Here is a 19,315-nt window from a genome sequence, read left to right as displayed (position 1 = left end):
TTTTTAGAAGCCAAGCCCGAAAATTTACTGTTCGAGTGACAGCGAGGCGGATTGCCGCTACGATTAAATTTTCTTGATTTTTTTACAGTCAGCCGCCGCTGTTACCTTTTTGTATCAAGACAAAAAGTAAGGCGTAAATTAAAGCAATAATCGGAGATTTTTTTAAGTTTAAACAGGCTCATAATGAACACTTATATCGAACAAAATAAAGACCGTTTTCTAAGCGAACTTTTTGATTTTTTGCGTATACCTTCAGTAAGTGCTGATTCAAAATTTCAGCCAGATATGCTCCATGCGGCTGAATATATCAAAGAAAAATTATTAGCAGCAGGACTCGACAAAGCCGAGATTTGCCCGACTGCAGGACATCCTATTGTTTATGCCGAGAAAATCGTAAATACCTCATTACCAACCATTTTGGTTTATGGACACTACGACGTTCAACCTGCCGACCCTTACGAATTGTGGGATTCTCCGCCATTTAAGCCAACTATCAAAGTAACAAAAAATCATCCTGACGGAGCAATTTTTGCTCGTGGCTCTTGCGACGACAAAGGGCAAATTTATATGCACGTAAAAGCCATCGAAATGATGTTGGCTGATGGTGGTTTGCCTTGTAATGTAAAAATAATGTTTGAAGGTGAAGAGGAGATTGGTTCTGAAAACTTAGGCGTTTTTGTAAAAGCAAACAAAGAAAAACTCGCAGCCGATTTAATTTTAATTTCTGATACTTCAATCATTGCCAACGATATTCCATCAGTCGAAACAGGGTTGCGTGGTTTGACTTATATGGAAGTTGCCGTAACTGGCCCAAATCGTGATTTACACTCAGGTGTTTATGGCGGAGCAGTGGCAAATCCTGTAAATGTGCTTTGCCAAATGATAGCTTCGTTGCACGATGCTGATGGAAAAGTTATGGTAAAAGGTTTTTATGACAAAGTTGACGAACTCTCGCAAGAAGAAAGAAATGAATTAGAAGCTGCTCCATTTAATTTGGAGGAATATAAACTTGACCTTGATATTGCCGATGTTAATGGAGAAAAGGGTTATACCACTCGTGAGCGAGCGTCTATTCGCCCAACACTTGATGTAAATGGCATTTGGGGAGGATATACGGGCGAAGGTTCGAAAACTGTTTTACCTTCAAAAGCTTTTGCGAAAATATCAATGCGATTAGTGCCGCACCAAGATTGGGAAGAAATTGCTGAACTTTTTGAAACTCACTTCAAAGCCATTGCTCCAAATACAGTTAAAGTAAAAGTAAGCCGCCACCACGGTGGACAACCTTATGTAACACCGACAGATTCGCCAGGTTATAATGCGGCAATGCTTGCCATGGAAGAGGCTTGGGGACAAAAACCAGTGCCTACACGTGGCGGTGGCAGTATTCCGATTGTGGCTTTGTTTGAGCAAGAATTAGGTTTGAAATCTATTCTCTTTGGTTTTGGCTTAGATTCTGATGCACTACACTCACCAAATGAACATTACGGACTATTCAATTTCTTCAAAGGCATCGAAACGATTCCTTTGTTTTATAAGCATTATGCGGAGTTGATGAAGTAAAAGTCATAAATTTGTAGCAAAACTTCTCAAACCATCTTTCCTTTCTCCACCGACAAAGCTCCTTTTTTTGAAAGGGCGTGTACGCCAAAAATAAGGTCGGCAAAGCGTGGGTCTGTGGTTAAGCCTTTTTTGTAGCGGCTATAAATTTGTTGAATTACTACTGAGTTTTTGAATAAGCCAAAAACATAGAAATATAAGATATTTGATACATATCGCCCACTTTTTTCGGCGTATCGGTCAGCAAATTCTTGGCGAGTGAGGTTTCCTGCAACCCACGAAAGATTGAAGTTTTTCTCAAAAGCTCCATCATTTTCCTCTGCCCAATAAGATAGAGATGTACCTAAATCCATCATTGGGTCGCCAACGGTTGTCATTTCCCAGTCTAAAACGGCTACGATTTCTGACAAATTGTTGGCATTTAGCACTACATTGTCATATTTATAATCGTTGTGAATAAGCGTTGGTTTTCCTTCAGTGGGTAAGTTTGCTTTCAACCAATTCGCCAAATTATCCATGTTAGCAATCTCGTCGGTTTGTGAAGCCAAATAACGTTTATGCCAGCCTTCTACTTGTCGCTGAATATAGCCTTCGGGTTTTCCGATATTTATCAGCCCTGTTGATTCAATATTAATGGCGTGCAAATCTGCCAAATTATCACAAAGAGCTTCCGATAATTTTTGCATTTCTTCGGGAGCAACCGAAGCCATTAACTTGGGGGCATCTTTTGCTCGCAAAATAACTCCTTGTACTCGTTCCATGATATAAAATGGACAACCCATAACCGATTCATCTTCCGAAAAAATAACAGGATTTGGAATTTTATTATAGCCCGATGCTCTTACTGCACTCAAAATTTTATACTCTCTACCCATGTCATGTCCGCCTTTGATGTCTTTTGCACCAAAAGGTGGACGGCGAAGTACGTATTCCTTATTAGCCGTTTTCAAGAAATACGTCAGATTAGAATATCCTCCCGAAAATTGAGAAATTTCGGTAATTGCCTCAAAATCAGATAGTTGCGATTGAATAAAATCGTTCAATCGCAACAAATCCAATTCTTCACCGTGTCTAACTGAGGTAGGCGTATCAATATTTAAAGAAGTCATTTGTTAGTAGATTGTCAATAAACTATAGTCGAAATTTACTAAAAAAAAGCCTTTAATTAACCATTAAATTATTGGTGTTCAGGCCTTAATAAATCATTGACAGTTTTCACAGGATTGAAAGTAATCAATGGCACTTCCACAAATAATGTATTCCAATTTGCCATTGCACCGTTCCAAAGTCCCGGTAGTTCTTGTGCTTTTAGATCACGTCCATTTTGCGATTTTTGAGTATTGAAACCAGTTTTTGGGTCACGGAAGTTCAAAAGGTTGAATTTTTGACCTTTGTAATCTTTCATGGCACAAATCAAATCAACGGGATTGAAGTGCGTTGCTTTCTCAAAAATTTCTTTTTGGGCTGGATTTTTCAAATCAATTTGAGCCGATTCTACTACTTGAAGTGAAGTTGAACCGTCAGCATTTTTTGCCCAAAATGGACCACCACCAGGCTCACCAACATTTTGAACCATGCCACAAATTCTTAATGGGCGGTTGAGTTTTGTTCGACAATACTCAATTTGTTCTTCCAAAGAAAGGTCGTCAAAACCATCAGGAGGCAATATACAAAGCTCATTTTCGAGAAAAGCTGCCATTTCTTCTACATCGACTTCTTTCATTTTCACTCCATCAATCATTTTCAAGAAAGCAAAAATAGCTTCTTGGTAACTTACCAATAAACTTGCTAAGGCTTTTTTATAAATAACCGTTTGTTTTTTCAAACTATCAGGCACAACATTATCAATATTTTTGATAAAAACGACATCAGCATCTTGGTCGTTGAGGTTTTCGAGTAAAGCCCCATGTCCTGCTGGGCGGAAAAGTAAATCACCATTTGCATTGCGAAAAGGAGTATTATCTAAATTTACCGCAATGGTATCAGTCGAAGGCTTTTGTTCTGAAAAACTTATACTGTATTTAACGCCATGTTTTTCTTCATAACTTGCTAAAACACTGTCTATCAGAGCATTAAACTTGCTTCGGTGTTCGGGCGAAACCGTAAAATGCAGATTTACTTTGCCATTGGAGTTAGCATATTTTGCTCCTTCAACCAAATGTTCTTCGGCAGGTGTGCGAGTTATTTTGCTGTATTTATGAAATTCAAGCAAGCCTTTTGGTAAACTTCCGTAATCAAGACCTGCATCTGTCAATAAATATTTTAGTGCTGTTTTATAATCGGTAGCCTCTGAACCAACGAGTTTCGACAAACTATTGTAGAAAGCAAATTCTTGTAAGCGTTCCAAAAATTCATTGACAGATTTGTCAATTTTTTCTTCTTCTAAAGCAGCAAAAAGCGATTTAAACATACGTGAAGCCGCCCCAGAAGCGGGTACAAACTTCAATAATTTGAGTTTAAACGCTTGGTCATCAAAATCTTTTGCCAACTTAGCTGCTTTGGTATCTCCCAAATGAATCATGCCATCATCAATGGTCGCAGCTTTGACAACATTGAGATACGGAAAACCATTTTTAAAGTTTTCGATTTGCTCTTGAATCGTTTCGAGATTTGCCCCACGGGCTTGTATTAGATTAAGGTCCTTTTCGGTAAACATAATAAGTCAGAGTTTATTCTTTTTGATTGTAGCTTATTGCGGTGTAATTTTACGAAAAATTAAAGTTAAGGCAATGTTTTTGTTGGGGAATAAATGAAAAAAAAGCAAAGATATGTGCATTTGGCTATCGGCATTTGACTTTTTTTACAAAAACATTGTGTTATTAAATGACTGATAGCCGACTGCTGATAATCGAAAGCAAAAAAATATGACCTCAATTCTTCCTCTTTTACAGAAAACACAACAAGCGGCTGCCGCAGTTCGTCGGCTTTCTGATGCCCAACGAAGTTCTTTACTTAATTATTTAGCTGAAATTGTAGAGCAATCGAAAGCGGTGATTATGTCTGAAAATCAGAAAGATTTAGACTTAATGGACAAAGCCGACACAAAATATGATCGTTTACTTTTGAATGAAAATCGTATTGAAGGCTTGGCTGATTCGTTGCGTGAAGTGGCACTTTTGCCCGACCCAACAGGCGAGATTTTGGTTGAAATAAATTTAGATAATGGCTTGAATATCAGGAAGATAGCTGTGCCGATGGGCGTTGTAGGCGTGATTTATGAATCTCGTCCAAATGTTACGATTGATGTGGCTTCGTTGTGTTTGCGTTCGGGTAATGCCTGTGTGCTAAAAGGTGGAAAAGAAGCACATTTTTCTAATCAATGCTTAGTTTCGCTTATTCATCAAGCATTAAATCAATTTGGAATTGTCAATGAAGCGGTTTTACTTTTGCCAACCGACCGAAAATTTACCGAAGAACTCTTAAAAGCGACCCGTTTTGTAGATATTATCATTCCAAGAGGCTCGGATGCTTTGATTCAGTTTGTGCGTAAAAATTCACTCATTCCGACCATCGAAACGGGAGCAGGCGTGGTGCATACGTATGTTGAAAAATCGGCAGATTTAGTAAAAGCCAAAGAAATCATTGTCAATGCAAGGGTTTCTCGTCCGTCGGTTTGTAATTCATTAGATTGTGCGATTATTGATGAGGCAATTATTGACCAATTTTTGCCAATGTTAGTCGAGGATTTCAAAAAATGGAATGTAGAAATTTATGCCGATAAAGCCTCTTTTGCAGTTTTTGAGAAAATTGGCTACCAAAAATTGCATAAAGCCCAAGAAGAGGATTTTGGCAAAGAATGGTTAGATTACAAAATTTCTATCAAAACCGTCAAAGATATTGACGAAGCACTGGCACACATTCAAGCATTTTCTTCGAGACATTCGGAAGCAATTTTGACGAAAAATCAAGCTTTTGCCGAAAAATTTCTGTCAGAAGTTGATGCTGCTGCCGTCTATCACAACGCTTCAACCAGATTTACCGATGGTGGACAGTTTGGTTTAGGAGCAGAAATCGGCATTTCTACACAAAAACTTCATGCACGGGGCCCTTTTGCCCTCGAAAAACTCGTTACTGAAAAATGGATTGTTTTGGGCGATGGGCAAGTGAGATGGTAGGATTAATTACAAAGCTTACTACTCAAAATAGCTTTATCTGAAACAATAATTGGACATTTCATATACTTTTGTTAAGAGATTATTGTCAAATTTATACTAATTCATAAAAAAACAAAATTTGGCACTTGGCTTTTTCATCAAAAGGGTTCATAAATCTTATAATTTTTCCGTACTTTTGTAGGACGAAAATAACCTATGACAAAAATGGAAAATCTCCCTGAGCAATTTACTCATCCCTATTCTTTTGCCCCAGAGTTCAAAAAATCTGTCGTTTATTTTTCAATGGAATTTGCCATTGATCAAGCTCTCAAGACCTATTCGGGTGGTTTAGGGTTTTTGGCCGGCTCGCACATGCGAAGTGCTTACCAAACCAAACAAAACCTTATTGGAATCGGTATGCTTTGGAAATTTGGTTACTATGACCAAGTTCGCAATACCGATAATAGTATGGCGGTACAATTTCGTGAGAAAATGTATAGTTTTTTGCAAGATACAGGCGTTCGTTTTCAAATGAATATTCAAAACCGTTCAGTTTGGATAGCAACATATTTTCTTCCGCCAACAACCTTTGGCACTGTGCCGATGTTTTTCTTGACAACCGATACCGACGGAAATGATACTTGGGCAAGGTCGCTTTCTTACCATCTTTACGATACCGATGCTTCTACAAAAGTAGCTCAGTGTATGATTTTGGGTATTGGTGGAACAACTTTTTTAGACAAAATTAACTACGAACCAGAAGTTTATCATTTCAATGAAGCCCATGCACTTTCGGGGGCATTTCATTTATACAAAAAATTTGGAAAAGTTGCTGACTTAAAAAAACGCTTGGTTTTTACAACTCATACACCCGAAGAAGCTGGAAATGAGAAGCACGATATTAATTTACTTGAAAGTATGAACTTCTTTGACGGTGTGTCAATGAAAGAAGTTCGTAAAATTTCGGGAATTAAAGATGATGTTTTTAATCATTCTTTGGTTGCTCTGCGTTTGAGCAGAAAAGCCAATGCTGTTTCAAAACTTCATGGAGACGTTTCTCGCAAAATGTGGGGCGGTTACGACGGTATATGTGAGATTACGCACGTCACCAATGCTCAAAATAATCTTTATTGGGCAGATGAGATCTTAGAAAAAGCACGAAAAAAAGGAGATGTAGAAACGATTGATAGTCGCAAAAAAGAATTAAAATCGGTACTTTTCAAAACTGTTGCCGACCAATCGGGTAAAATTTTTGATGAAAATGTAATGACAATTATTTGGGCAAGACGCTTTGCTGCTTATAAACGTCCCGAGTTATTGACTCGTGATAGAGAGCGTTTTGCACGTTTAATGAATAATTCAAAATACCCGATTCAATTTATTTGGGCAGGAAAACCTTATCCGTTTGATGGTGGAGCAATAAATACGTTTAATCAGCTTTATTATTTGAGTCATTTGTACCCAAATATGGCAGTACTCACTGGGCATGAATTGAGTCTTTCAAAACTAATTAAAGATGGCTCTGATGTTTGGCTCAATACGCCTATCGTAACAAGAGAAGCATCAGGCACAAGTGGCATGACAGCTGCGATGAATGCTTCGCTCAACTTTTCTACGTTTGATGGTTGGGTTTGTGAATTTGCTAATGAAAGCAACTCATTCATTGTACCAGAAGCACCACATTTTCCAGAGTGGGAGCGAGACAATACCGACATTAGCAATATGCTCGATATGCTCGAAAACAAGATTCTACCAGCCTATTATGACCGCCCAGCCGATTGGCAAAAAATGGTTTTGCAAAGCATGAATGACGTAAATGCGTTCTTCGATTCTGACCGCATGGCAGCTGAGTATTATGAGAAGGTTTATTGATTAGCTCAGTTACGACGAATTGCCTAATCCTTCAAAACAAATAAGGCTTCGTTTTAAACGAAGCCTTATTTAGTTAAAATATTGTATCAATAAGCAAATAGCTATTTAAGGCAATAATGATGAAGGTTACTATCCAAGCGGTATATTTTACGTAAGTTGGGTTGGCAAATTCTCCCATTTTGAGCTTATCAGATGTAAACATTACTAAAGGCACAACCGCAAAACTCAACTGTAAAGACAAAATAACTTGGCTTAAAATTAATAAATCGGTAGTGCCTTTTTCTCCATAAATAACAGCAACAATCAAAGCAGGAACAATTGCTACAAGTCTGGTTAACAGCCTTCTAAGCCACGGTTTTAGACGGATATTTAAAAAACCTTCCATGATAATTTGCCCTGCCAACGTACCTGTTAGCGTAGAATTTTGACCTGCTGCCAATAAAGCAACTGCGAAAAACAATCCAGCTAATTTTACCCCCAAAAGCGGGTCAAGCAAATGATAAGCATCTGTAATATCGGCAACTTGGTTGTTTCCCGAAAAATGAAAAGTTGCGGCTGCCATTATCAAAATAGCGGCGTTTATAAAGAAGGCTATAAATAATGAAGCAGTCGAATCAATAGTGCCAAACTTAATGGCACTTTTTTTGGCATCATACGTATTTTCTATTTTTCGAGTTTGAATAATACTCGAATGAAGATACAAATTATGCGGCATAACGGTTGCTCCCAAAATACCGATAGCAATGTATAGCATTTCGGGGTTTGTAACAATCTGACTACTCGGTATAAAACCTTTTGAAACGGCAACAAAATCTGGATTAGAAGCCAATATTTCGTACCCAAAACATAGTAAAATTATTAAAATCAAACCTGCAACAATGACTTCAATGATACGAAAACCTTTGTTTTGTAGAAATAATATGAAAATTACGTCAATAGCAGTTATCACGACGCCATACGTAAGTGGGATATTAAAAAGCAAATTTAAGGCAATCGCTGCTCCAATAACTTCTGCCAAGTCGCAAGCAGCTATAGCTATTTCTGCCAAAATCCATAAAACAAACGACACTGGTCTTGAGTAAGAATCTCGACAAGCTTGAGCTAAATCTCGCTCAGTTGCAACACCCAATTTTAAAGATAAATGCTGCAAAAGCATAGCAAAAAGATTAGAAATCAGAATAACTGAAAGTAAAGTATAACCAAATTTTGCTCCACCTGCAATATCAGTAGCCCAATTACCAGGATCCATATAACCAACCGCAACCATTAAACCTGGCCCTGTAAATGCAGCTAATTTTTTCCAAAAACTACCATATTTAGGTACATTTATCGTAGCATGAACTTCAGGTAAGGAAACTTTATTGGTAACATATTTCCAAGCCTTATTTTTGTTTATATCAAGTGGTTCTTCCATTTTTTATTCGTACTTTATTAATTTCAATACAAACATAAAACAAAAAAATTATTTGTCAAAATAAATTTTTAGATTTGTCTAAATTTTGTTTGATTAGACTAAAATTGTAGCTTTGTAATGAATCAGATAAATTAGCAGACAGCTATTTTTTTAACCATCGACTATAGTCTAATGGCTATTGATTAACGACATGATTTCTTTCACAGAAGAAAATTACCTGAAAATCATCTACTTACTCACCGAACAAAACGGCGGTAATGAGGTGAGTACTAATGAGTTAGCCGAGCATACGCAAACCAAAGCGGCATCGGTGTCGGATATGCTACGCAAGTTGGCAGAGAAAAACTATATCAATTATCGCAAGTATCAGGGGGTAACACTTACTGTTGAAGGGCAGCAAATTGCTTTGGCAGTGATTCGTAAACATCGACTTTGGGAGGTTTTTTTGGTAGAAAAATTGGGTTTTGGATGGGACGAAATTCATGACATTGCCGAACAATTGGAGCATATTAATTCAAAAGAATTGACAGAAAGTTTAGATAAATTTCTGGGAAGCCCCAAATTCGACCCGCATGGCGACCCAATTCCTGATGCTAAAGGAAAAATGCCTTCGGTGAGTTATCAAAAATTGTCCGAAATTCCATTAAATCAGTCAGTTGTAATGATGGGCGTTTCTGCTCATTCCCCTGCATTTTTGCAACACCTCGACAAGCACCAAATTACACTTGGCTGTAGCCTTAAAGTGCTGGAAATTAGCCAGTTCGACAAGTCATATAGCATTTTGTTGAATGAAAACATTTCTCTTTTTGTAAGTAATGAAGTAGCAAGAAATTTGTTAGTAAAAGCTCAAAATACGTAGTTTAAACCTGCAAGGTTTGAAAAACCCCTACAAGTTTCGAGCGTTAATAATTCTTAATAAAACCAATTGCCTATTTCACAATGTTTATCTTTGTGTTTCAATTTCTTTTTTTAATTCCCCTTTAGGGACGGTCCGCCGCAGCGGTTAGGGGTATGAAAATTCTTGATAAATATTTAATCAAACGCTTCCTCAAAACATATTTTTTTGCAGTTCTGGTTATCGTGCTTATCATCATGGTAATTGATTTTGTAGAAAAAAATGATGATTTTATCCAAAAAAAAGCTCCGATGCGAGCAATTTTACTGTCCTATTATGCCAATCTCGCCCCTTATTGGGCAAATTATATTAGCCCGTTGATGATTTTTATTTCGACGGTTTTCTTTACCGCACAAATGGCTGCACACTCTGAAATCGTAGCGATTTTGAGTAGTGGCACGAGTTTTAGACGCTTAATGGTGCCTTATTTGATGGGTGCATCAGTTATTGCTGTTCTTTCTTTTGCGATGGTTGGCTGGATATTGCCACGAGCCAATAAGGTTAGACTTGCTTTTGAAAGTGTTTATATCAACGACAAGTTTTATTTCTCCGACCGAGATTTTCATACCGCCGTAGCTCCCAATACATACGCTTATATGTCGAGTTACAATAATGAAACCAAAACAGGCTATGATTTTACGCTCGAAAAAATTATCAATAATAAACTCGTAGAAAAACTTTCTGCCAAGCGAATCGAATGGAATGACAGCACAAAACGCTGGAAGATTTCGGATTATAAAATTCGTACTTTAGGTATAATGAAAGACAAAATGCTCTATTCGATTGCCTCAAAAGATACGGTGATAAACTTATCGCCAAGCGATTTTGAAAGTGACCATAATGTTTACGAAACCTTTACGGTGCCAGAATTACGAGATAGAATCGCCTTGATAAAAAGTAGAGGAGCAGAAGGAATTGAGTCATTTCAAATAGAGTTTTACCAACGAATAGCCACGCCATTTGCAGTTATTATTTTGTCATTGATGGGCTTAATTGTATCGGCTCGCAAGGCACGTGGAGGCGTTGGTTTTCAGATTGCTATTGGCTTTGTGTTAGCATTTGTCTATATTCTTTTCTATATTATGTCGAAAGGCATTGCCGAATCGGGTAATATGCCACCACTTTTGGCAGTTTGGCTACCAAATATCGTTTTTGCCAGCATCGGAACGTTTATGTATTTTACAGTACCGAGATAAAATATAATTTTGAATGAATGTTTTTCTGAATTTACAACTCATTCATTCGCTCATTCTATCATACACTCATTGTTTTTACCCCAATATGTCCTATTTTTGCGGAGAAATTTTGTTGAATTCTAAAAAATATGCTCATTTTAGAGCAAGTTCAGGCTTATGAAAGTTGTTTTGGCATACAGTGGAGGTTTGGATACTTCCTTTTGTGTAAAATATTTGACCGAAGATTTAGGTCATGAAGTTCATTCTGTTTTGGTTGATACAGGCGGATTTACCGAAGACGAAATAAAAGATATTGAGAAAAAAGCCTACGAATTGGGTGTAACAAACCATTTTACAGCTCGCATGGTGGACGAATATTACCAAAAATGTATTCGTTATTTGGTTTATGGCAATGTATTAAAAAACAATACTTATCCGCTTTCAGTAAGTGCCGAGCGTATGTTTCAGGCGGTTGCGGTAGCAGAATATGCCAAGCAAGTTGGGGCAGAAGCCGTAGCTCATGGAAGTACGGGTGCAGGAAACGACCAAGTGCGTTTTGACATGGTTTTCAGAATTGTGTTACCTAATGCAGAAGTAATTACGCCAATCAGAGATTTGAAATTATCTCGTGAAGCTGAAATCGATTACCTAAAATCGAAAGGTGTAGTGCGTGAATGGCACAAAGCTGCTTACTCAATTAATAAAGGTTTGTGGGGAACTTCGGTAGGTGGTCGTGAAACTTTGAATTCGTATGATTTTTTGCCAGAAAGTGCTTTTCCGACACAAGTTACAAAGAAAAAATCTTCAGAAATTTCTTTACAATTTACCAAAGGTGAGTTGAAAGGTGTGAATGGTAAAAGATTCAAAAATCCGGTAGATGCCATACGTCGTTTGTCGGAATTGGCTTCTCCTTATGGCATCGGGCGTGATATTCACGTGGGCGATACCATCATTGGAATCAAAGGACGTGTAGGTTTTGAAGCTGCTGCTCCCTTAATTATTATCAAAGCTCATCATTTATTAGAAAAACACGTTTTATCAAAATGGCAACAGTATTGGAAACAAAACTTGGCCGAATGGTACGGAATGATGCTCCACGAAGGACAATTTTTAGAGCCTTTATTGCGTGATATTGAGAAGTTTTTGGAAAGTATGCAATCGCATGTAACTGGCGAAGTGCGTGTACAACTTTCTCAGTATAATTTCCAATTGTTAGGTATAAAATCAGATTACGACTTGATGTCGCCAGTATTTGGCAGCTATGGCGAAATGAACAACGCTTGGAGTGGCGATGACGTGAGAGGATTCTCAAAAATCATGTCGAACCAAGTGATGATTCATCAAAAAATTACGGAATTGGCTGAGAAGAAATAGTTGATATTGACCATAGAAATTATACAGTTTGATATATTTGGCATGCGTTTCGGCGTATGCCTATTTTTTTATCATTCCTTTCGGCTTTGTTTCAACGATAAAAAACTCAATAAATTCAGCTATTTTATTAAAAAGGTAAGAAATTTGTAGTAGAATTGCGGAAAAAATAACATTTGCAATGAAAAAAATAATTTTGGCATTGAGTGTACTGAGCCTCATTGTATTGGTGTATGCTTGTAGTCGTGAAAGTATCAAAAAAATAAATTTTGTTAAAAATACAGATAAAACAATGAAGCAAATGTTGGCAGAGGCGAAACTCCAACGGAAAGTTTTATTTGTAGATGTATATACTACGTGGTGTGGGCCGTGTAAATGGATGGACGAAAACACATTTAAAGATGCCAGAGTTACCGAAAAATTCAATAAAAAATTCCTCAATTATAAAGTAGATGGCGAGTCATTTGAAGGTGTAAACGTAGGCATTGTTTACCGAGTAGACTCATATCCTACTTATTTATTTATAAGTCCCGATGGGCAGGTTTTGCACCGTATCGAAGGAATAATGACTCCCGAAGGTCTTATGCAAGAAGCTGATTCTGCTACAAAATTGAGCCTTAATCGTTGATTTTTGGCTTTTATCTTTTACAATAATTATAAACTACGTAAAACCCCTTATTGATTCAAGTAGTTTCCCTCTATGAGCTTATAGTTGGTAGCTATACCTTTGTTGTAATATTGTTATTATCATGAAAAACTAAAAGCTAACTTTTTATACAAGTCAGCTTTTACATGAATCCAATACAACATCTGCTGTCACACAAAAAGAATACTTCCTTCATAAATAAAATTATGAGAATTGGGGTAAATCAGATTTTCGGTGCTAAATTCAGACAATGACTTAAGCTATGAAGAACCAAAAAATCCGACTTTTGTAATAAAAAGTCGGATTCATTTTTTTGTATATAAATCAATTATAGCTTTACCAATACTGCCTTATAAACTTCTTTATACGTACCTTCTTTGTATTGTTCGAAAGGCTCTTTTTTGTTATAATCTCCGCCCAAATAAGTAACAATTTGATGAAATGCTTTGGCATCCATATAACCAGGTAGGGGTTGAATCATGTTATATTGAGCATCCAAAAAAACTGTTGTTGGATAACTCATTTTCCCTTGTAATAATGCCAAAGCTGCTTGATTAGCTCCACTTTTTTCGTCAAAAACATATTTTGTATTCCCAATGACAATATCTTGCTTCGATTCGGCATCGAGTTTGACCATGTAAAAGTTTTTGTTCAGATAATCAATCACTTCGGGATTAGTATAAGTTTGTTTGTCCATCACTTTGCACCAGCCACACCAAGCAGTATAAACATCAATGATTGTCTTGCGAGGCTCTTTTTGAGTGCGAATATATGCTTCCTGAATAGTAAGCCATTCTAACTCACCTTTTTTTGAAGTCGAATTGTATTGTTCAGAAACAGGCGAAGCATTTTGAGCGAAAATAGATGTGCTACTAATTGCAAGCACTAAAAACAGGCATATTTTTTTCATTATCAGATGATTTTTATAAAAACGGTCTAATTATAAGTTTTAGTATATTGTTTTATATGCCCTGCACCGAAGGTCTTACTATGAATCTACATACAAATATTATACCGAATGCTTTCGGTGCAAATCTTAAAACCTTGAAATTGGATATTTTGCTGAGAAGAACACTCCTAAAGTTGCTAACTTTACCTTACCGTAAGCAATCTCTCCAAGCGGAATCTTTACGAAGGGTTCAGCCTGAAAACTTAGTTTACGTAAGATTTTTCGCTCATAACCAAGAGAAAAATTTAATACACTAAAAGGATAATTGCCGGTTTTGGTAGTCCACTCCCTGTATTTAATATTAGGATTAGCATTGTCTTTATAGTTGTACCGATAAACCTCTTTGAGCATTATATAACTTGTAAAACCCGAACTTGCAAATAAGCGACTATTGGCTTTTTGGGTAATATCATAGCGAAAATTCAACGGAATATCAAGCATTTTACAAGTTGCATCAACAAAAACAAGTGGCGTTGGGTTGTTCCAGTTGGTGTTCCAGTTATATTGCTCAGGAGTAGCAATGTAGCGTTTTAATGATCTAATTACACCTGTTTGTAGTGACCAATGTTTGTTGAAGCGATATTCTAATATAACCGCCCCATTATTGCCTATTTTTGCAAAACTATTTCTCGGAATCACACTAAAATCAGGCGAGATTGCCAATCGGAAGTTAAGCCCACTTTTGAATGCAGTATTAGGACTGGTAGAAATGGTAAATTCAGCTTTTGGACTTTCAAAAGCGATTATTGGTAATAGTAGATTAGATTTGAAAATAGATTTTTTAGAAATAAGGTTTTTAACTTCGCCCAACTGCCAGCGTTCAATTTCCGCCTCTGTATTTGTCACAACCACATTCGATAGCGATATATTTTCGCTTCCTTGGTTCATAGGGGTTTGAGTGTTATTTATAGCTAAATTTGTTTTCGAATTTTGAGTTTTCACTCCTTTTCTGTTTTTCTCAGAAACATTATTTATGTCATTTTTCGATGCAATCAAACTTGTTTCGGGCTCCGTTGTATGTACCAAATCATCATTTGATTTATTAACAAAAGAAGTCTTAATTTTTGAAGTTTTTGTATGTTCTGTAAATGTTTGATTGGCTGATAACTTTACTGAGTTCTCATTTTTGGCAATAATACTTTTTTGAGATTTTGAAGAATTTATAACTTTATTATTGGCTAAAGTTTCTTCATTATTTTCAGTTTTAGTTGCAATGGTAATTTTGTCTTTAGTCTTTTTGTTTTTATAACCAATTGATTCTGAGTTATTTATGCCTTTTTTTAAAGAATTGTTTTGTGCTAAAATATCATTTTTAAAACTATCTGTACCAACTTTATCTGTTGCTACATGTTTTTCAGACTGGGTTTTGCTTATAATTTCAACATTATTTTTGTGCTTGATTTGAGGCGTTGTAATTGCTTGCTTAGATAAAAGTTTAATCGAATAATAACCTCCAATTATAAATAATAAAGCAAGCAAAACGGATAAACCACGTTTCAACCAAATATTTTTCGCTTGGTTATTGCCCGATGCCGGCAAATTTGCTGCATCGAGCTTTTGGCTCATTTTTGTCCATGAGTCAGGGTCAAAGTCAAAATCCATCTTTTCAGCAGAATCTCTGAAAAGGTGGTCTAACTCATCGTCTGGCAAATCATGTTTGTGTTTATTCATTACTAAAACTTTATGAAAATCGTATTTTAGTGGTAAAATTAAGGATATTATCAGTCGAGTGAATTAATCAGCCCTATTAACAAACTCCTTCTCTGTTTTCAAAATCATTTTACGTAGCACTTCCCTTGCTCGTGAAAGATTTGATTTGGATGTTCCAACTGAAATACCTAATTTATTACCTATTTCTTCGTGAGAATATCCATCAATAACAAATAAGTTAAAGACCATTCTGTAACCCGACGGTAACTGCTGAACCATAGCGATTAGCTCTTCATGGTTGAGTTGGCTCATGGGACTACTATCATTGGAAGAAACTTCGTAGGCTTCTTCAATATTTTCGTGAAAATAATGCTTTTGTTGACTTCTGTAAAAATCTAAGGCAGTATTTACAATAATTCGCCGAAACCACGCTTTAAATGGATACTTCGAGTCATATTGGTCTCCTTTAGTAAAAACTTTCAAAAAACCATCATTTACTACTTCCAATGCCTCTTCTCTATTTTTTGTGTAACGCAAACAAACACTCATAGCAAACCCATAGAACTGCCTATAGAGCTTTTCTTGGCTCTTTCGGTCACCTCTTAGACTCATTAGGAGTAATTCTTCGGGTTTATCTGTTGGCAGATGATTCGCCATTGAGTAGTTACGTAAAAATTTATTGAAAGGTTGCTTTTATAGAGAATTTTGCATCAAGATTAGATAAAAATATGACAAAAAGCAAGTTATAAAAGATAGTATTGCTTTTTTTATTCTTGATAGATTGTGTACATTTGAAAAAATAAGAATTTTATCTATGACGCAATATCTTGACATAATGCTGCGAGCAGTGGCAGTATATATTTTTATAATTATTGCAATTAGGCTTTTTGGGAAGAAAGAATTAACTCAATTGTCGGTAATTGATTTGGTTTTTATTTTGCTCATCAGTAATGCTGTACAGAATGCAATGGTTGGGTCAAATACTTCGTTGCAAGGTGGATTAGTGGCGGCAGTAGCACTGTTCATTACTAATTTTATTCTAAAAAAACTTATTTATAAGTTTCAACCAATTGGAAAACTGATTCAAGGAGAGCCTATTACGTTGATTTACAATGGTTCAGTACAAAAAAAAAATTTAGAAAAAGCAGATTTTACGATTTATGAATTAGAAGCGGCTGTGCGTGAGCATGGTGTAAAAAGTATTGAAAATGTAGATTTAGCAATACTCGAAGTAGATGGAAATATAAGTGTTTTATCGGAGGATTTTAAAACAAAATCACGAAGAAAAAGAGTGCAAAAAGGATTAGGAGATTTTTAATAATAGAATTAGTATCACAATTTCATTTAGTGAATCATGAAATATCTTTGATTAAAGTACCAGTTGTTATAAAAACAGTACCTAAAAGCAGTTACTCATTGAGCATGAAGCATTTTTCTATTGGTATCATTTGGAGAGTTGGTATTTTATGCCTGTTTTTGACAGGTATTATTTATTTTTTCATGCAAAAAGAATGGACATGGGTAGTGTTATCAAGTGTTTTTGTGGGTATCATGTTTTTCTCCATTTTTAATTACGTAACTTCTGTCAATCGAAAATTAGCTCGTTTTTTTGAGTCTGTTCGCTATGCCGATTTTACGGTAAAGTTTCGGGCAGATAATAAATTAGGAAAGAGTTTTGAAGAAGTAAACCAACAACTAAATGGTGTTTTAGACGCTTTTCGACAAGCTCGTGCCGAAAAAGAAGCCAATTTACATTATATCAATACCATCGTTCAACATGTAAATGTAGGACTTTTGTCTTTTGATGTTTCTGGCAATATTGAGTTGATAAACAATGCCGCTTTTCGTACTTTGGGCATTTATCGCCTACGAAATATCTCCGAATTGAACAAAAGCAGCCATCTTGGTTTATACCAAATTTTGAAAGATTTACCTTCGGGAAGTAAAACGCTTTATGAAGCATCGAACGAACAACAAATTACAATAAATTCGACCACAGTAAGCCTGCGTGGACGAATGATAAAGTTGGTTTCACTTCAAAATATTCAATCAGAATTGCAGCAAAAGGAATTGGATGCTTGGCAAAATCTTACGAAAGTACTTCGTCACGAAATAATGAATTCGGTAACTCCAATTGTGTCTTTGGCAAGCACGATGCGAGAAATTATTGAGACCGATTTGTCGGAAAATCAGGAAATAAAAGAAACCGTTGATGATTTAAAAGAAGCCCTACAAACCATCGAAAGTAGGAGTAAAGGCATCATGAATTTTGTAAATGCCTACCGTGAATTTACAACGATACCGAAACCTATTTTTGAGGAAACCACCTCAAAAAATTTGGTAAATCATTTGCTAAATCTCGTTCAACCACAACTTAAAGAGAAACAGATTTGTTTAAAAACGGACTTTAAACATGATTTTGAACTCGTGGTAGACCCCGAACATATCGAAATGGTGTTGATAAATCTAATGAAAAATGCCATCGAATCGGTAGAAAACAAACTAAATTCTGAAATCAAATTAAGAACTTACCAGGCTGATAATCAGCGATTTATAGAAATTTCAGATAATGGAAGTGGTATTGAACCAGAGGCTTTAGAGAAAATATTTATTCCATTTTATACAACTAAAAAAACAGGTTCGGGCATCGGTTTAAGCCTTTCCCGACAAATTATGCAAATGCACGGTGGTAACTTAAAAGTTAACTCAAAAGTTGGGGAAGGTAGTACATTTTTGGTGATATTTTAGAGGGTAAATATAACTATCAAATCTCCAAAAAATTCTTAAAAATCTTTTCACCTACATCGCCACTAATCTCTGAATGAAATTGTGCGGCAAAGAAATTTTCTCGCTGCAAAATAGCCGAATATTCAAGAATATAATCAGTTTTAGCTACCGTAAACTCACAAATCGGTGCATAATACCCATGATTATAATATACATACTCACTTTCTTGCAAGCCTTTACACAAAGGATTTATCCAAGAATTTGTAGCTCCCCCATCGGGGGCGGAGGGGGGTGTTATCTCATTCCACCCAGTCTGTGGAACTTTAAAACCTTTTATTCTTGGAAATTTCAAGATTGGCACATCAAAAACATTCAAACATTCGGTATTATTTTCTTCCGATGATTTACAAAGCAATTGCATTCCTACGCAAGTGCCTAAAAATGGCTGTTTCAAGGTCGGAATGATTTTGTCTAACCCATTTTCACGCAAACTTCTCATAGCAGTAGAAGCTTCGCCCACGCCAGGAAAAATGATTCGCTCGGCAGAACGAATGACTTCGGGGCTGTCCGAAAGTTCGTAGCTCGCTCCGATGCGTTCGAGGGCATACATAACCGACTGTACATTGCCGGCGTTATATTTGATAATGACAACTTTCAATTTTCAATGAGTCAATGGGTGTATGAGTGAAGTAGTGGACACTAAATATTTTCACTCAAAAAGATTTCTACAAATCTAAACTTCTAAGAACATAAATCACATCTTTTCTTAAAAAAGTAATATATTATCATTCTTTTAGATAAAATTGAACTCTAAAAACAAAAATATTCACTCAATCTCAAATCACGCATTCACTCAATAAGTGGTTACGACTCAGGTTCTACCCTGAATTAGTTAAATTGAATAAAAAGTATTAATCTTACTTCATCTTGTTAGATATAGAAATCATATCGAAATTTGAAGC

The 19,315-nt window shown here is 36.2% G+C and carries 16 protein-coding genes; 9 read left to right on the top strand and 7 right to left on the bottom strand.

Annotated features, from left to right (window positions below):
* Positions 1-183 precede the first annotated feature (183 nt).
* Positions 184-1,563 (top strand): dipeptidase, encoded by a 1,380-nt coding sequence (locus ACH2CJ_RS14740; RefSeq protein WP_394993710.1) that lies wholly within the window; start codon positions 184-186, stop codon positions 1,561-1,563.
* 26 nt (positions 1,564-1,589) lie between these two features.
* Here the strand turns inward: ACH2CJ_RS14740 and ACH2CJ_RS14735 are convergent, their stop codons facing one another.
* Together ACH2CJ_RS14735 and ACH2CJ_RS14730 are read right to left on the bottom strand one after the other, a co-directional pair.
* A complete protein-coding gene (locus ACH2CJ_RS14735) occupies positions 1,590-2,669 on the bottom strand; it encodes a phosphotransferase family protein (protein WP_394993709.1) in 1,080 nt (359 codons plus the stop codon).
* 68 nt (positions 2,670-2,737) lie between these two features.
* Complete coding sequence (locus ACH2CJ_RS14730) at positions 2,738-4,216, bottom strand: DUF4301 family protein (RefSeq protein ID WP_394993708.1); 1,479 nt, start codon at positions 4,214-4,216, stop codon at positions 2,738-2,740.
* A 208-nt stretch (positions 4,217-4,424) separates the two neighbouring features.
* On the opposite strand from ACH2CJ_RS14730, the gene ACH2CJ_RS14725 reads away from it, so the two are divergent.
* Both ACH2CJ_RS14725 and glgP read left to right on the top strand, forming a co-directional pair.
* Positions 4,425-5,675 carry a glutamate-5-semialdehyde dehydrogenase gene (locus tag ACH2CJ_RS14725; RefSeq protein ID WP_394993707.1) on the top strand — a complete coding sequence of 417 codons (1,251 nt, stop codon included), beginning with the start codon at positions 4,425-4,427 and terminating at the stop codon, positions 5,673-5,675.
* A 204-nt stretch (positions 5,676-5,879) separates the two neighbouring features.
* Positions 5,880-7,526, top strand: a complete 1,647-nt coding sequence (gene glgP / locus ACH2CJ_RS14720; protein WP_394993706.1) for an alpha-glucan family phosphorylase — start codon at positions 5,880-5,882, stop codon at positions 7,524-7,526.
* A 73-nt stretch (positions 7,527-7,599) separates the two neighbouring features.
* On the opposite strand, the gene ACH2CJ_RS14715 is transcribed toward glgP, so the two are convergent.
* Positions 7,600-8,940: an Nramp family divalent metal transporter gene (locus ACH2CJ_RS14715; RefSeq protein ID WP_394993705.1), complete on the bottom strand. Its 1,341-nt coding sequence runs from the start codon at positions 8,938-8,940 to the stop codon at positions 7,600-7,602.
* Positions 8,941-9,130: 190 nt separating this feature from the next.
* On the opposite strand from ACH2CJ_RS14715, the gene ACH2CJ_RS14710 reads away from it, so the two are divergent.
* The 4 genes from ACH2CJ_RS14710 (at position 9,131) to ACH2CJ_RS14695 (ending at position 13,009) form a co-directional block, all read left to right on the top strand.
* Entirely contained in the window at positions 9,131-9,799 is a 669-nt protein-coding gene (locus tag ACH2CJ_RS14710) for a metal-dependent transcriptional regulator (RefSeq protein WP_394993704.1), read from the top strand.
* A gap of 152 nt (positions 9,800-9,951) precedes the next feature.
* Complete coding sequence (locus ACH2CJ_RS14705; RefSeq protein WP_394993703.1) at positions 9,952-11,031, top strand: LptF/LptG family permease; 1,080 nt, start codon at positions 9,952-9,954, stop codon at positions 11,029-11,031.
* Positions 11,032-11,187: 156 nt separating this feature from the next.
* Positions 11,188-12,384 carry an argininosuccinate synthase gene (gene argG / locus ACH2CJ_RS14700; RefSeq protein ID WP_394993702.1) on the top strand — a complete coding sequence of 399 codons (1,197 nt, stop codon included), beginning with the start codon at positions 11,188-11,190 and terminating at the stop codon, positions 12,382-12,384.
* A gap of 178 nt (positions 12,385-12,562) precedes the next feature.
* Complete coding sequence (locus tag ACH2CJ_RS14695) at positions 12,563-13,009, top strand: thioredoxin family protein (protein ID WP_394993701.1); 447 nt, start codon at positions 12,563-12,565, stop codon at positions 13,007-13,009.
* A 346-nt stretch (positions 13,010-13,355) separates the two neighbouring features.
* Here ACH2CJ_RS14695 and ACH2CJ_RS14690 read toward each other — a convergent pair whose 3' ends face one another.
* From ACH2CJ_RS14690 to ACH2CJ_RS14680, 3 genes are all read right to left on the bottom strand, one after another.
* Positions 13,356-13,937, bottom strand: a complete 582-nt coding sequence (locus ACH2CJ_RS14690) for a thioredoxin family protein (RefSeq protein ID WP_394993700.1) — start codon at positions 13,935-13,937, stop codon at positions 13,356-13,358.
* 126 nt (positions 13,938-14,063) lie between these two features.
* A complete protein-coding gene (locus tag ACH2CJ_RS14685; protein ID WP_394993699.1) occupies positions 14,064-15,647 on the bottom strand; it encodes an outer membrane beta-barrel protein in 1,584 nt (527 codons plus the stop codon).
* 63 nt (positions 15,648-15,710) lie between these two features.
* Complete coding sequence (locus tag ACH2CJ_RS14680) at positions 15,711-16,283, bottom strand: RNA polymerase sigma factor (RefSeq protein ID WP_394993698.1); 573 nt, start codon at positions 16,281-16,283, stop codon at positions 15,711-15,713.
* A gap of 157 nt (positions 16,284-16,440) precedes the next feature.
* Here ACH2CJ_RS14680 and ACH2CJ_RS14675 point away from each other — a divergent pair, with 157 nt between their 5' ends.
* Both ACH2CJ_RS14675 and ACH2CJ_RS14670 read left to right on the top strand, forming a co-directional pair.
* Positions 16,441-16,944 (top strand): DUF421 domain-containing protein, encoded by a 504-nt coding sequence (locus tag ACH2CJ_RS14675; RefSeq protein ID WP_394993697.1) that lies wholly within the window; start codon positions 16,441-16,443, stop codon positions 16,942-16,944.
* A 104-nt stretch (positions 16,945-17,048) separates the two neighbouring features.
* A complete protein-coding gene (locus ACH2CJ_RS14670; RefSeq protein ID WP_394993696.1) occupies positions 17,049-18,374 on the top strand; it encodes a sensor histidine kinase in 1,326 nt (441 codons plus the stop codon).
* A 16-nt stretch (positions 18,375-18,390) separates the two neighbouring features.
* On the opposite strand, the gene hisH is transcribed toward ACH2CJ_RS14670, so the two are convergent.
* On the bottom strand, positions 18,391-19,011 hold the full coding sequence (gene hisH / locus ACH2CJ_RS14665; protein WP_394993695.1) for an imidazole glycerol phosphate synthase subunit HisH: 621 nt from the start codon (positions 19,009-19,011) through the stop codon (positions 18,391-18,393).
* Positions 19,012-19,315 lie beyond the last annotated feature (304 nt).

The organism is Emticicia sp., assembly GCF_043780375.1.
GTDB lineage: Bacteria > Bacteroidota > Bacteroidia > Cytophagales > Spirosomataceae > Emticicia.
The sequence above is the reverse complement of the archived record's forward strand: the minus strand, read 5'-3'. Positions and strand labels throughout refer to the sequence as shown.

Bases quoted from the DNA above. Each gene is read 5' to 3' on its own strand.
- ACH2CJ_RS14740 (WP_394993710.1), top strand. From the start codon at position 184: ATGAACACTTATATCGAACAAAATAAAGACCGTTTTCTAAGCGAACTT.
- ACH2CJ_RS14735 (WP_394993709.1), bottom strand. From the start codon at position 2,669: ATGACTTCTTTAAATATTGATACGCCTACCTCAGTTAGACACGGTGAA.
- ACH2CJ_RS14730 (WP_394993708.1), bottom strand. From the start codon at position 4,216: ATGTTTACCGAAAAGGACCTTAATCTAATACAAGCCCGTGGGGCAAAT.
- ACH2CJ_RS14725 (WP_394993707.1), top strand. From the start codon at position 4,425: ATGACCTCAATTCTTCCTCTTTTACAGAAAACACAACAAGCGGCTGCC.
- glgP (WP_394993706.1), top strand. From the start codon at position 5,880: ATGGAAAATCTCCCTGAGCAATTTACTCATCCCTATTCTTTTGCCCCA.
- ACH2CJ_RS14715 (WP_394993705.1), bottom strand. From the start codon at position 8,940: ATGGAAGAACCACTTGATATAAACAAAAATAAGGCTTGGAAATATGTT.
- ACH2CJ_RS14710 (WP_394993704.1), top strand. From the start codon at position 9,131: ATGATTTCTTTCACAGAAGAAAATTACCTGAAAATCATCTACTTACTC.
- ACH2CJ_RS14705 (WP_394993703.1), top strand. From the start codon at position 9,952: ATGAAAATTCTTGATAAATATTTAATCAAACGCTTCCTCAAAACATAT.
- argG (WP_394993702.1), top strand. From the start codon at position 11,188: ATGAAAGTTGTTTTGGCATACAGTGGAGGTTTGGATACTTCCTTTTGT.
- ACH2CJ_RS14695 (WP_394993701.1), top strand. From the start codon at position 12,563: ATGAAAAAAATAATTTTGGCATTGAGTGTACTGAGCCTCATTGTATTG.
- ACH2CJ_RS14690 (WP_394993700.1), bottom strand. From the start codon at position 13,937: ATGAAAAAAATATGCCTGTTTTTAGTGCTTGCAATTAGTAGCACATCT.
- ACH2CJ_RS14685 (WP_394993699.1), bottom strand. From the start codon at position 15,647: ATGAATAAACACAAACATGATTTGCCAGACGATGAGTTAGACCACCTT.
- ACH2CJ_RS14680 (WP_394993698.1), bottom strand. From the start codon at position 16,283: ATGGCGAATCATCTGCCAACAGATAAACCCGAAGAATTACTCCTAATG.
- ACH2CJ_RS14675 (WP_394993697.1), top strand. From the start codon at position 16,441: ATGACGCAATATCTTGACATAATGCTGCGAGCAGTGGCAGTATATATT.
- ACH2CJ_RS14670 (WP_394993696.1), top strand. From the start codon at position 17,049: ATGAAGCATTTTTCTATTGGTATCATTTGGAGAGTTGGTATTTTATGC.